General features: G+C 40.1%; 14 protein-coding genes. 10 read left to right on the top strand and 4 right to left on the bottom strand.

Annotated features, from left to right (window positions below):
* Positions 1 to 62 precede the first annotated feature (62 nt).
* Complete coding sequence (locus tag EHQ59_RS11565; protein WP_135619798.1) at positions 63 to 389, bottom strand: LB_289 family protein; 327 nt, start codon at positions 387 to 389, stop codon at positions 63 to 65.
* A gap of 125 nt (positions 390 to 514) precedes the next feature.
* Here EHQ59_RS11565 and EHQ59_RS11555 point away from each other — a divergent pair, with 125 nt between their 5' ends.
* The 8 genes from EHQ59_RS11555 to EHQ59_RS11520 all read left to right on the top strand — a co-directional run bounded on the left by EHQ59_RS11555 (position 515) and on the right by EHQ59_RS11520 (position 8,070).
* On the top strand, positions 515 to 985 hold the full coding sequence (locus EHQ59_RS11555; RefSeq protein WP_135619797.1) for an LIC_11090 family protein: 471 nt from the start codon (positions 515 to 517) through the stop codon (positions 983 to 985).
* Between the two features lie 90 nt (positions 986 to 1,075).
* Positions 1,076 to 1,921: an MbnP family copper-binding protein gene (locus EHQ59_RS11550; RefSeq protein WP_135619796.1), complete on the top strand. Its 846-nt coding sequence runs from the start codon at positions 1,076 to 1,078 to the stop codon at positions 1,919 to 1,921.
* A 59-nt stretch (positions 1,922 to 1,980) separates the two neighbouring features.
* Positions 1,981 to 3,192 carry an MbnH family di-heme enzyme gene (locus tag EHQ59_RS11545; RefSeq protein WP_135619795.1) on the top strand — a complete coding sequence of 404 codons (1,212 nt, stop codon included), beginning with the start codon at positions 1,981 to 1,983 and terminating at the stop codon, positions 3,190 to 3,192.
* Positions 3,189 to 4,109, top strand: coding sequence for a hypothetical protein (locus EHQ59_RS11540; RefSeq protein WP_244245503.1), 921 nt, complete (start codon positions 3,189 to 3,191; stop codon positions 4,107 to 4,109). Before EHQ59_RS11545 ends, EHQ59_RS11540 begins: the two co-directional genes overlap by 4 nt.
* Complete coding sequence (locus EHQ59_RS11535) at positions 4,106 to 5,050, top strand: LIC11086 family outer membrane transporter (RefSeq protein ID WP_208652366.1); 945 nt, start codon at positions 4,106 to 4,108, stop codon at positions 5,048 to 5,050. The genes EHQ59_RS11540 and EHQ59_RS11535 overlap by 4 nt, the downstream gene beginning before the upstream one ends.
* A gap of 64 nt (positions 5,051 to 5,114) precedes the next feature.
* Positions 5,115 to 6,362, top strand: coding sequence for a crotonyl-CoA carboxylase/reductase (gene ccrA, locus EHQ59_RS11530; RefSeq protein ID WP_135619793.1), 1,248 nt, complete (start codon positions 5,115 to 5,117; stop codon positions 6,360 to 6,362).
* Between the two features lie 175 nt (positions 6,363 to 6,537).
* Complete coding sequence (locus tag EHQ59_RS11525; RefSeq protein WP_135619792.1) at positions 6,538 to 6,969, top strand: VOC family protein; 432 nt, start codon at positions 6,538 to 6,540, stop codon at positions 6,967 to 6,969.
* Between the two features lie 90 nt (positions 6,970 to 7,059).
* A complete protein-coding gene (locus tag EHQ59_RS11520; RefSeq protein ID WP_135619791.1) occupies positions 7,060 to 8,070 on the top strand; it encodes a zinc-dependent alcohol dehydrogenase family protein in 1,011 nt (336 codons plus the stop codon).
* Here the strand turns inward: EHQ59_RS11520 and EHQ59_RS11515 are convergent.
* Positions 8,060 to 8,470 (bottom strand): DUF2721 domain-containing protein, encoded by a 411-nt coding sequence (locus tag EHQ59_RS11515; RefSeq protein ID WP_135619790.1) that lies wholly within the window; start codon positions 8,468 to 8,470, stop codon positions 8,060 to 8,062. The genes EHQ59_RS11520 and EHQ59_RS11515 overlap by 11 nt on opposite strands.
* Before the next feature lie 222 nt (positions 8,471 to 8,692).
* A complete protein-coding gene (locus EHQ59_RS11510; RefSeq protein ID WP_012390037.1) occupies positions 8,693 to 8,914 on the bottom strand; it encodes a DUF1858 domain-containing protein in 222 nt (73 codons plus the stop codon).
* A 64-nt stretch (positions 8,915 to 8,978) separates the two neighbouring features.
* Here EHQ59_RS11510 and EHQ59_RS11505 point away from each other — a divergent pair, with 64 nt between their 5' ends.
* Together EHQ59_RS11505 and EHQ59_RS11500 are read left to right on the top strand one after the other, a co-directional pair.
* Positions 8,979 to 9,386, top strand: a complete 408-nt coding sequence (locus tag EHQ59_RS11505) for a 6-carboxytetrahydropterin synthase (protein ID WP_135619789.1) — start codon at positions 8,979 to 8,981, stop codon at positions 9,384 to 9,386.
* A 368-nt stretch (positions 9,387 to 9,754) separates the two neighbouring features.
* A complete protein-coding gene (locus tag EHQ59_RS11500; protein ID WP_135619788.1) occupies positions 9,755 to 11,560 on the top strand; it encodes a PAS domain S-box protein in 1,806 nt (601 codons plus the stop codon).
* A 101-nt stretch (positions 11,561 to 11,661) separates the two neighbouring features.
* On the opposite strand, the gene EHQ59_RS11495 is transcribed toward EHQ59_RS11500, so the two are convergent.
* Positions 11,662 to 12,285 (bottom strand): TetR family transcriptional regulator, encoded by a 624-nt coding sequence (locus EHQ59_RS11495; protein ID WP_135619787.1) that lies wholly within the window; start codon positions 12,283 to 12,285, stop codon positions 11,662 to 11,664.
* Between the last annotated feature and the right edge of the window lie 131 nt (positions 12,286 to 12,416).

Genomic DNA, 12,416 nt, shown 5'->3' with positions numbered 1-12,416 from the left:
AGGTCACTAGTATAAGAAGTGATCCTTCCTTTGTAAATCTGTTTGTAGAGGAAAAAAAGGAATTATGCGGTGGCTACGGAGATTCCCGCTAAGTTGCGTAGGGCATCGTACGCTTTGTCTTTTTGTTCCACTTTGGTTTTGTTCACTGCTTTGCGAATGATCACATCCCACTGTTTTTCGGGGTGTTCCATTTTCATGTTTTCAAGCAGCTCCAGAATGTTCTCATCATCGGATGCGTTAAAAATTTCATCTGAATCATAACGAAACATTCCAAAAAGAGCATCAATGTAGTCACCTACACTCATTGCTTCCTTTTCTCCGGGTTGGATCTTTTTCTTTTCTGCCTTTCGCAGCTCTCTTTCTCTGCGTTCCAGTTCTGTGCGTTTCATTGTGAGGGCCTCTAGCTTGGTTGCATTTGGTTCCAAGACCATCTTTTCAAAGGGCAGGACTGGGAACACTCAATTTGTCCAAAAATTGTCTCGATTTTTGGCGAAAGTCCAAGAGATTGGAGTAGATGGTCTCCTTTCGGTGGATTGCAGGGCTTTTGACCTTAGTACTAACTACCCAATTTTTCTTTTTGGGAAGTGGGTTACTTGGGTATTGCCTCGAATCAAATTCTAAAATTTGTAAGTGCAATCATGGTTCCAAAAAGGAAAAACATGCCAATTCCGAAGACCAATTGTTTCAGGAAAAACAAAGTACAAAGATTTCCACATCAGACAACACAAACCACTCTCATACAAAAGAAATTGCTTTAAAACCAAGTTGCCATGATGCCAAAGCTGGTGAAGCACACCTTTGTTCTTGCAAAAAAAAGAAAAAAGATGCGACTTCCCTTCGCATGCACCACCAAACTATGGATAGACCGAGTTTCACATTAGGACTATCTATCCCAATGATGTTTTCTTATACGATTTATGAGTCTCCTTCCACTCTCGAGGATGGAAAAATCCCTACTTTGCTAAGACCACCGCGTTTCGTTTAGAAATCCGTATCTCCTTAAAAAACTTTTGTGCCAGTAAGACCGTATCACTGGTCAGAGTGATGAAAACGTATATTAGAATATTAGGTATTTATGAATTTAATAAAATCAACTCTTCTCTCTTTTTTCCTTTTGGGGATTGTGTCCTGTGACACAATATCTGAACCAAATGATAACCAAACTTTAGCTCTTTTGGCTCTTGCCATTCCACAATCAGTGAATTTGAATTTTGAGGCTCTTGCAAATGGACAGGCATTGGTGACTGGTTCCAATATCACAGCAGATAGTCGAACAGTTCAGTTCCGTGATTTTCGAATGTATATTTCTGAAGTGAAATTGGTAAGGACAGATGGGTCAACATTAGATGTATCCCTTTCCACTGACAATCTATGGCAATCCAATGGTGTTGCTCTTGTCGATTTAGAAACAACACAAACTTCTGAAACGAATACTAAAGTTTATGGTACCGTTGCATCCGGATCTTATACTGCTGTGCAGTTTACTGTGGGAGTTCCTGAAACCTTAAATCACTTAGATCGAACCAATCAGTCTTCACCTCTCAATAATGGAGCGATGTATTGGTCTTGGACAGGTGGTTATAAACATGCAAAAATTGAATTCAGTTTGAATTCGGGTACAAATTGGACCAGTTTACATTTAGGATCTACAAATTGTAGTGGTGCACCAAACTATGGTAATTGCACAAATAAATATCGAGCCAATATAACATTAAGTAATTTAACCAATCAAAACAACCAAACCATTTCCATGAGTGTTGATCAACTGATCAAAGATCATAATCCAGGAGCAGCCAATGTTTCTTGTATGCCTGCAGGTGGTGGATCTGATTGTAATCCTTTGATTCGAGGATTTGGTTTAAATGAAACCAGTGGTGCAGTGGATAGTTCCATCACACAAAGAGTGTTCAGCTTAAAATAAAAACAAATGATTTCGTTGGTGTTCCTTTGACGCCAACGAAAGATGTTAGGAATGGAAAAATGAAGTTTCGAATTTATATATTCTCTTGTATCATCGGTTTTTTCTCGAGTTGTATCTTAATCCCGTTTCAAGAAAAGGAAACCAATGACGATTTATTATTAGCAGCCATTGGGATTTTAGCGAATCGATCGGATTGGGTTTGGGATTTACCTCCGGGTTTTCCTGTGCCAAATGTCCCTTCTGACAACCCTATGACGAAAGCGAAAGTAGAGTTAGGAAGACATCTGTTTAATGAAAAATTATTATCGGGTGATGAAACCATGTCTTGTGGGAGTTGCCATACACAATCCCTTGCTTTTGCGGATGGAAAGGATTTTCCAAAAGGCATTACGAATGTGGCACACCCCAGAAATTCACAACATCTTTCCAACGTGGCCTATTTGCCGAGGTTAACATGGAGTAATCCTCGAATGTCAAGTTTGGAACTTCAAGCTAGAGCACCGATGTTTGGTGAGAGTCCCGTAGAACTTGGATTATCTTCGAATGCATTTCTTGATAAACTCAAATCGAAATCTCTCTACCAAACACTTTTTACGAATGCATTTGGAAATGCAGATTCTGCGGTGACTGAACAAAACGTAAGATTTGCTTTGGCGAGTTTCCAAAGATCGTTGATCTCAGGAAATTCAAGATATGACCAGTATGCGTTTCGAAATAATAAATCAGCTTTAAACTCATCTGAAATTCGAGGATTGAATCTTTTTAATGGCGAGGTAGCAGAGTGTTTCCATTGCCATGGAGGATTTAATTTTACGGACACATCGTTCCATGGTGGTTCTAATGAGGAGTTCTTTTACCATAGCAATGGAATCCATGATGATGCGTATTATGCAGGTCAACCCAGCAATAAACGAGGGTTATATGACCTGACTGGAATTGCATCGGATACGGGCAAATTCCGTGCTCCCTCTTTGCGAAATATTGGTGTCACTTATCCGTATATGCATGATGGAAGTTTTATGTGTGATGATGCAAACAATCCCGATACACTAGCTGGTGCTGGCAAAACGAAAACGGATTGTGCAAGGGATGCCTTAACAAAGGTGGTAGACCACTACCGCAGTGGTGGACAAAACCATAGTGCCAAAGATTCGACTTTGATTCGTAACTTTACCATCTCAGATTCACAACGAGATGATATGGTAAATTTCCTCCTATCACTCACCGATGAGGAATTTCTCACGAACCCAAAATTTGCGAGTCCATTTTGAAAACACGAAACATCTTGTATCGTTTGGGTCAGATTTTTTGTTTGGGTCTCGTCTCCCATTGTACCTTTGGTTCGGTCGGAAATAGCGAAGAAGAAAAATTAGTCATCCTCCAAAACCTAATTTTTTTCAATAACAACCAAACGATTCCTGTTGGTACGAATCTGCGAAGTTATGATGACCAAGCAGATGATAACTTAAATCAATTTAGTCTGTCAAGTAATGGTAATACGTATAACATCACGATCCAATCTGGTACCTATATCCATTGGGAAACGGGAACCTACCGGATAAACCCACCAAACCAAACTTTGGGTGTGTCCACTTCTAGTTCCGAAAAAAGTTCAAACGCCGTGTCAAAGACCCATACACCGTATACGGTACCTTTGGATCTACCAGCAGATGATTTGTATGGGAAAACATATCCTTTTTTAACAACAGCTGTTGTTTCGAATATCACGCAGTTCAATGGTACGATGGAAACGGGTGCCAGTTTTTTGTATCCCAATACCCGCACAGCTAATTTGCCATTGGGTGTTGTCGCCATTGCCAATGTGAGTTGGGAAGAGATCTATATTCAATTGACGATACAGCGAACTTTACCAACGGCAGGAGCCATCCAAAATTATACCATTTTATTATCGCAAGGAAACAAATCGATTATTCCGAAATGTAAAATTCCGATAAAAGTGGGAAGAAATTCAAATATTGAAATCTTGTTCTCATTATCATCCTTGATGCAAGATCGAACTTCGAGTGGCGTAACAACAAGATTTTTAAATGATACTTACGCAGAAGCAGATGGTTCAGTCATCTCCAAAGTATCCAATGTGGATCTTTACAATATCCTCCAACAGAACCTACAAGCGGAAGATATCACCTTCAGTTTCCCTGGTTGTTTTCCGGGAGTGGAACGATGAGACCTATGTTTTACAAAAAGACTTTGCAGAGAGTATTGTTATTTGTCCTGCTTCTATTTGTTGTAATTTTAAACTTCCCTTTATTTTCGCATCACACGGGTTCGTCGGATAGTCCGAATGCAACTGCTAGGTTTGTCGATCCTTTTACCGGGAAACGAGAAAAACCTGCCAACTACTTGGTGATTACCCAAGACTATTACCAATCCACAAGAGAGAACAGCCATCTCTTCACAACGACTGCCTTTGCTGAGTTGAATTTTTTTGATGGAAGGTTTGCACTCAATGCATCCGTTCCTTGGAATTATTACCAACAAAGAGGACGGGAAGATGCCGCAAGGATTGGGAAAACGTATTTAGGTTTTAAGTACCAACCGTTTTTTGATTTGGACAAACCTTACTTTTTTGTGATCGAAGGGTCTGTTGGTTTCCCAAGTGGTCCTGATACGGACAGGTTCACTGGTGGAAATTATTATACAGGTTCTGGGTTTATCAAACTTGGATACTTGTATGAAAAGTGGTCTTTTGTCACAAAGATTGGTGGACTGAATCCACTCTCAAGACCCCAACCCAATAACTTACAAGACAATGATGGAATTCCATTTTATTTGCGAAAACCCTCGGCGACTCCCCCAGAACCTGAGTATGAATTCAAAAAAACAACTCTGATTTCTGCCTATGTGACGTATTATTTGAAACCTGAGATTTCCCTCTTTACAGGTGTATTGTATCGGAATCCCTATAATGGAGTTGATTATTCCAAAGAGAAAGACAAAGCCAATCCATCTTATTTTACAGAAGCGAGTGCCGGTTTTTCTTGGAATTTTTCTGAGAAATACAATATGAGTTTAGCATATCGTTATCCGTTGCAACGTGATCGTGAGTATAGATTGTACCAATCCGCGTGGACTTTGGCCTTCTCGATGGAGTGGGGAAGCGATTGACATTTCATGCCTTTTTTAAAACGTTCTAAGAAACTGTATAAATCTTAATCGTAAAAGGTAATCTATGAGCAACGTAGAAATCGTACCAGTAGGGGAACTACCTCCTATTGGAGTCGTGCCAAAAAAAATGCACGCGCAGGTCATTCGCCCGGAACGTTACGGCGAACCGAAAACTTCTTTCCAATCAGAAGTCATTGATGTTCCGGAGATCGGTCCGAACGAAGTTCTCGTGGCCACTATGGCTGCTGGAGTCAACTATAACAACGTTTGGGCGGCCTTAGGTTACCCAGTTGATGTCATTGCGGCACGGAATAAAAAAGGGGAACCTGAAAAATTCCACATCGGTGGCTCTGATGCTTCCGGTATTGTGTACAAAGTTGGTTCTGAAGTTAAAAATGTGAAAGTGGGTGATGAAGTAGTTGTCCACTGTGCGATGTGGGATCCAAAAGATCCATGGGTTCTTTCTGGAAAAGACCCAATGTATGCGCCTTCGCAAATCATTTGGGGATACGAATCCAACTGGGGATCTTTTGCACAGTTTTGTAAAGTGCAAGACCACCAATGCCTTCCTCGTCCTCAACACCTAACATGGGAAGCGTCCGCTGCTTACATGTTAGTTGCTGCAACTGCTTACAGAATGTTACACCACTGGAAACCAAATGATGTAAAACCTGGTGATGTAGTTTTAATTTGGGGTGGAGCTGGTGGACTTGGTGCCATGGCGATCCAAATTGTAAAAGCTGCAGGTGGAATTCCAATCGCAGTTGTTTCTTCTGACGATAAAATTGAATTCTGTAAAAACCTAGGTGCTACTGGTGTCATCAACCGTAACAAGTTCAAACATTGGGGTGCCCTAACTTCCGATATCAACAAACCAGAAGCGTTTGTAGAATGGACGAAACAAGCTCGCGAATTTGGAAAAGCAATTTGGGACATCGCTGGCAAAGGCAAAAACCCACAAATCGTTTTTGAACACCCAGGGGAAACCACACTTCCAACTTCCGTATTTGTTTGTGAAACAGGTGGTATGGTAGTCATTTGCGCAGGAACCACAGGTTTTAATGCGACAGCTGACCTTCGTTATCTTTGGATGAGACAAAAACGTTTACAAGGTTCCCACTTCGCAAACGACGACAACTGTCGTGACCTCAACCAACTTGTGATTGATAAAAAAGTGGATCCAGTTTTGGCACAAACTTTTACTTTCGATCAAACTGGTGAGTGCCACCAAATGATGCGCGAAAACAAACACCCAGCAGGAAACATGTCCATCCTTGTTGGTGCCAAAACGACAGGTTTAGGGAAGAAGTAATTCTTTTCTGAGCGTGTATTTAAAGTACATGTCCCCGCCCATATCGAACTGGGTGGGGTTAACCACCCGCCACCCAATGGCTCCATCTACCACAGAACTTTCGTTTTGTGAAACCTAATTTCCATTTCCTAAATTTTCTTTTAAAAAAGTTCATAGTATTGCAAGGTAGGCACATATGTTTCCACGAATTAATTTGATCACACTGGGAGTCTCTGACCTAAAACGAGCCGTCCAATTTTATGAAACTGGACTTGGTTGGAAAAAATCTGAAGAGAGTAATGAAAATGTCGCGTTTTTTCAGATTGGAGCGCTTGTCTTTGGATTGTTTGGTGAAAAGGAATTAGCAGAGGACATTGGCATTCCCTTCCAAAAAAGACAAGACTATTCGGGAATCACATTGGCTCAAAATCTGGAAAGCGAAAGTGAAGTGGATCGGGTAATCGAAGTAGTACGAAAGTTAGGTGCTGTGATTCTAAAAGAACCTCAAAAAGTATTTTGGGGAGGATATAGTGCTTATTTTAAAGATTTAGATGGGCATATTTTTGAAGTAGCTTATAATCCATTTTTTCCTTTGAATGCAAAAGGGGAAATTGAATTAAACAATTAACATCCGTTATGTCTTGAAGAAAACTTCAAAAAGAGAAAAGTAACGACCGTTTTGTATAAATGAATCGAAATATAAAAAGGACAAAGGCAAATGAAACAAGCAGAGATCAAACAATTTGGACTTGAAAATTTAAAAGTCATAGAGGTTCCCGATCCAAAGAACCTTGGTCCCACCGATGTTCTTGTCCGATTGCGTGCGGCCTCATTAAACTATCGAGATTCACTTGTTGTCGAAGGAAAATATAATCCAAAATTTCCATTACCTCTCGTTCCTTGCAGTGATGGTGCAGGAGATGTGGTGGACATCGGTAAAGATGTCACCGAATGGAAAGTAGGAGACAAAGTCCTTCTTACCTTTGCTCCCAAGTGGATCGCTAAAGAAGCTACTCATGCAGAAATTCGTCACACAATCGGAGGACCTTTACCAGGAACCTTACGAGAGTTGGCCATTGTACCAGAAACAGGTCTTGTGAGAATGCCTCATCACTTAAATTACGAAGAAGCAGCGACTTTACCATGTGCTGCTCTCACTGCTTGGTCTGGACTTTTTGGATACAGTCAACTCAAACCTGGTGAATTTGTCGTCGTACAGGGAACAGGTGGTGTTTCCATTTTTGCCTTACAATTTGCAAAACTCATGGGTGCTAAAGTGATTCTCACTTCTTCCAGTGATGATAAACTCGAAAGAGGAAAAACCTTAGGTGCTGATTATTTGATTAATTATAAAGAAATCAAAGATTGGGGAAAAGAAGTCAGAAACATCACAAATAAGGTTGGTGCGGATCATATCATTGAGGTAGGTGGAGCAGGGACACTCGAACAATCTATCGCCGCCTGTCGTCCGTTTGGTGTCATTCATTTGATTGGAATATTAGCAGGTCGTTCAGGGGAAATCAATTTACTCCCAGCTGTGATGAACAATTTAAAAATCCAAGGCCTTGTAGTAGGTGGAAGAAAAGCCTTTATCGAAATGAATCAAGCGATTGAACAATCAGGATTAAAACCAATTGTAGACAAAGTCTTTCCTTTGGAGAAATCTGTGGAAGCCATCCAATACTTACGATCGGGTTCTCATTTTGGAAAGATTGTGATTACAATTTAGATTGGTTAGACGGTCCTAAAATCGATTTTCGTTCGATATCAAGAGCATTCACGGATAAATGGATTTCAACCAGAGCCAGGACAAGAGAGATCACCATAAACAATAAAGAGATCGAAAAAAAGATCCAAGCAACCAAATTATAAAACGGAATCATTCCCAAAGAACAAGTGCAAAGAATGAGGCTTAAGATCCCCGCACTTTGTGAATACAAAATGAGAGAGATCCGAAATCGTAAATTGTGAATTTGTTTGGCGAGAACTTCGGAACGGGACGTTTCATACTCAGCAAGAAGTTGCCTCGATAAACTTGCCAAACCAAAAAATCGATTGGTAAACCCTAACATCAATAGTGAAATTGCAGGGAATAATAAACCTGGAATGTTATACGTTAATTGGTCCAATGTTTTTTATGTGATAAAACGTTTCGATGTGATTCTTTGGTTTCAAAATGATTCCATCGTGTCTATAAACTGTGATCGTTTGGTATCAGATTGGTTTGACCAATGAGGTGATGCAGAGTCAGATTTTTTCGTTGAGGTTTGTACCATTTATCCCAAACGTATTTTGTGCATTTGGGTAAATCGTACTTGGGCTGATTGGATCAGCCCTAAATTCAGTTCCGACTATTCTTCCGCGAATAAATTGTTGAGTGAGTCGATGAGTGTATCTACTTCGACACCATAACCCATACAAACTTGTTCAATGGTTTCCACTTCATTGATGGAACAGTGGGAACATCCACCTAAGTGGTAACTTGAGAAAACAAGCCCCGCTTCCGGATGGATGGCAATTGCTTCGCCTACGGTCATTTCTTTAAAAAAGCGTGGTTTTGTTGATTCAGTCATCTTCTTGAGCCCTCGAGAGGAAATTACTATACAAATATTGGACTATACTCTATTCGTCAATGGAATGTTTACCCAAGAAAACGGGAAATTTTATGTCCGCATCGAAGGCCGGTTTGAGTCCGCGCATTTCCTCTACCAATACTTTGCGGATGGAACTGACGAGCCAATCCACGGCCATTCCTGGAAAGTCGAAGTGTTTTTAGAGGGAAAAACGAACATTCGTCCCGATGGGATCTCCTTTGACTTTTTAACCGCTCGAAACAAACTGATGGCACTGGTCCACTCGATCGACCACATCCTCATCAACGACCATCCCGATTTCAAAGGCATCAATCCTACCTCCGAAAATATCGCCCGATGGTTCTATTTTGGATTAAAAGAGGAAGTGAAGTCATCAGAAGGGAGAATTCGCCGCATTATCATCCACGAAGGACCGGAAAACCTAGCTTTCTTTGAACCAGAGTTAGACTGATTTCGTTTCGTTCGTTTTTCAAAACGGAACCAAAAAACCGATCCGATCTAAATGGAACATCTGTTAGAAAATGGTTCCCTTTACGTCGGATCGATCAAAATCTTCATATGACACCAGTTAATTTTGTCTTGGGAGAACAAATCGTTCACAATTGGAATGGATGGTATCTTTTCTCTTCATCAGTTTGAGTTCGATTTTAAGAAGTTTTTAGCTGCCTAAGGGTCTCTGTACCACCTAACTTCTTGTTCTACTGAAAAATAAAATTGATTTTATTTTTATTGCATTCAGAATTATTTTTTTCGAAAAAAATGAATTATATATTCGATTGCCATTTCCATCCCTGTTCGTAAATTTCGGTAGAAGTCCGTATGCCAGCAACAGAAATCAAACATAGTTTAGGTCATATCCTTCTTGTTGAGGATGAAGCTATATTGGCAGTCTCCCAAGCAGAGTTTTTAAAACTAAAAGGATACTCTGTACAACATGTTTCCAATTCCTTGGATGCCCTTGATTTTGTATCCTCTGGCGAAAAAGCTGATCTCATTTTAATGGATATCAACTTATCCGACAAGTTAGATGGCATCCAATTAGCCAAAAAGATTTTGGAAATCAAAGAGATTCCTATTTTATTTGTAAGTGGTTATTCGGATCAAAAAATTTTGAATCGAGTGGCTGATCTAAAACACTACGGCTTCGTTCCAAAAATTTCAAGTCCTGACATCATTGAGTGTATGATCAAATCAGCTCTCAAACTCCACCAAGTGGAACAAAGTTTGGCGTTTCGAGAAAAAGAACTTCGGATCACCTTCGAAGCCATGGGTGATGCAGTCATTGTGTTAACACCCGAGGGTCAAGTCCGAGACATCAATCAAAAAGCATTAGATTTATTAGGTTATCAAAAACAGGAAATGGTGAACAAAGACATCACTTCTTTTTTGTTTTTGATTCAATCGGATTCGAGAGTCCGAGTTGCCTATCCTTTTTTAAACAATTCGAAATTGTTACTCGAAACAAAACGAAAAAACGAACTCATAATTATTTCTCGAAATGGTCGTGAAACTAACGTTACTGAGACCGTCTCTCCTATATTAGATGCAAACAAAAATCTAAGTGGGATTGTCATCGTGTTTAGAGAAAATCCCGAAACACCGGTGTTAGTTCCTCCCAAAGACAGCGAAAGTTTGTATGCAAAGGTATTCCAACTCAGTCCCATTGCCATGGCAATTTCCACAATCAAAGAAGGAACTTACTTAGACATCAATCCGGCAATGGAAACGATTTTCCAATTTGAAAAAGAAAAGGTAATCGGTCGAAGAACAGATGAATTTAAGGAATGGAGTAATCCAGAACAAATCCAACGATTAAATGCAGTTTACCAACAAAATGGAAGATTGGCGGGCGAACGAATGTCTGTCAAACATCCAGATGGAAAACATTATGAAGTTTTAGTGTTTAGCCAAGCAATGGATATCTCAGGCGAACGATTTGTGTTATGGATTAATTTAGATGTCACAAAGATTTTGGACATCGAAGGTCGACTTGCCAAATCATTGGAAGAAAAAGACGTTCTTTTAAAAGAATTACAACATCGTGTAAAAAACACATTAGCCATCATCTCGGGATTATTAAACCTAGAATCCTTTAAAGTAGAGAATGAACTGGCAAAACAATCCTTCTTAAATGCTCAGTCTCGTATCATGTCGATGTCAAAAGTATACGAAAATTTATACCAATCGGAAGATTTGGAATCCGTTGATTTACGTAAGTACATCGAAGATTTGGTATACAGCTTACATGATATCTTTGTTTTAAACCCAAGCAAAATCAAATTTGATGTCAAACTGGATGACATTCGTTTGGATCTCAAACGGACTTTACCTTTAGGTTTGATTTTAAACGAATTACTGACCAATGCGCTTAAGTATGCCTATCCAAATGATACTAGTGGTGACATTCGGATCCAATTGACTCAGTCCAATGATCATATCCAATTAACAGTAGGTGATGATGGAGTTGGTTTGCCAGAATCAGTAAACATTGAAAAAGGAAATCATTTTGGTTATGAACTGATTCGAAGTCTTACATCGCAATTAAAAGGTGTTTTTTCATCCATTTCCAAAAAGGGAGAAGGTTTGAATATCATCATCTCCTTTCCCATCCATCAAAAAGAATAAGAGACTTTCGAATCATTCGATTGACTTCGCGAATCACAATTTCAATCAACGTGTTTGATCGGAGGACGTGGTAATTGAGGGAACGGATCGCTCTGAATCGGTTAGCGGTGTTTGTGTTTACGACCGCGAATAGTGCCAATGAACACCAAACGGACTTGTTTGATGGTTTGCACTTTTAACTTTCGCATTTCCAAATGAGCTTCTGGTTCTAAATCCAAATAGTCTGATGCCATCTGAAAACAAATACTCACTATGAGCTCCGAAGCAAACAAGGTATCTACTTTGGAAATGGCTTTGGGCATTCGCATGTCTTTGGCAAGTTCCACTGCGATTTTGGTCATTGCCTCGCGGATTTTTTCCCGAATCTTTCGATTTCCCCCAGTGCGTTCCCTAGCAATGAAACGAAAAAGTGACCGGTTATTCGTGACGTAATCGAAAAAAAAGCCAATGGTCAGTTGCAAGGCAGAGCGGTAAGCCCCTTTGGTTCGGGCGTCTCCCACAATCATTTGGATGCGATCACTACATTCTTCCACCAAATGAAGGCCTAATTCTTCCATCGATTTGAAATGGCGATAAAAAGCTGCAGGCACAATGCCGGCCTTTGCTGTGACTTCGCGGAGGCTGAGGTCACCAAGCCCCTTTTCCTCTCCCATCAGCGCAAGAGCACTTTCGAGGAGATTTGTGTGGGTTTTCTGCTTCTGGCTGTCTCGTTTGCCTGGTTTCATAGGAAGAATTCAGTAAACGATTGTTCACTTTTTTTTGGAAAGCAAGGAAAAAATCCCTGTATTTGGGTTGACATAGTGAACAGCGTAAGTTAACACTATTAGATAAATCCGTGAACACTTGTTCACTTAAA

This window comes from Leptospira kemamanensis, from assembly GCF_004769665.1.
In the GTDB taxonomy this organism is placed as follows: Bacteria; Spirochaetota; Leptospiria; order Leptospirales; family Leptospiraceae; genus Leptospira_A; species Leptospira_A kemamanensis.
The sequence above is the reverse complement of the archived record's forward strand: the minus strand, read 5'-3'. Positions and strand labels throughout refer to the sequence as shown.

Excerpts from the sequence above, each read along its gene's own strand:
- EHQ59_RS11565 (WP_135619798.1), bottom strand. The coding sequence starts at position 389 with ATGAAACGCACAGAACTGGAACGCAGAGAAAGAGAGCTGCGAAAGGCA.
- EHQ59_RS11555 (WP_135619797.1), top strand. The coding sequence starts at position 515 with ATGGTCTCCTTTCGGTGGATTGCAGGGCTTTTGACCTTAGTACTAACT.
- EHQ59_RS11550 (WP_135619796.1), top strand. The coding sequence starts at position 1,076 with ATGAATTTAATAAAATCAACTCTTCTCTCTTTTTTCCTTTTGGGGATT.
- EHQ59_RS11545 (WP_135619795.1), top strand. The coding sequence starts at position 1,981 with ATGAAGTTTCGAATTTATATATTCTCTTGTATCATCGGTTTTTTCTCG.
- EHQ59_RS11535 (WP_208652366.1), top strand. The coding sequence starts at position 4,106 with ATGAGACCTATGTTTTACAAAAAGACTTTGCAGAGAGTATTGTTATTT.
- ccrA (WP_135619793.1), top strand. The coding sequence starts at position 5,115 with ATGAGCAACGTAGAAATCGTACCAGTAGGGGAACTACCTCCTATTGGA.
- EHQ59_RS11525 (WP_135619792.1), top strand. The coding sequence starts at position 6,538 with ATGTTTCCACGAATTAATTTGATCACACTGGGAGTCTCTGACCTAAAA.
- EHQ59_RS11520 (WP_135619791.1), top strand. The coding sequence starts at position 7,060 with ATGAAACAAGCAGAGATCAAACAATTTGGACTTGAAAATTTAAAAGTC.
- EHQ59_RS11510 (WP_012390037.1), bottom strand. The coding sequence starts at position 8,914 with ATGACTGAATCAACAAAACCACGCTTTTTTAAAGAAATGACCGTAGGC.
- EHQ59_RS11505 (WP_135619789.1), top strand. The coding sequence starts at position 8,979 with ATGTTTACCCAAGAAAACGGGAAATTTTATGTCCGCATCGAAGGCCGG.
- EHQ59_RS11500 (WP_135619788.1), top strand. The coding sequence starts at position 9,755 with ATGCCAGCAACAGAAATCAAACATAGTTTAGGTCATATCCTTCTTGTT.
- EHQ59_RS11495 (WP_135619787.1), bottom strand. The coding sequence starts at position 12,285 with ATGAAACCAGGCAAACGAGACAGCCAGAAGCAGAAAACCCACACAAAT.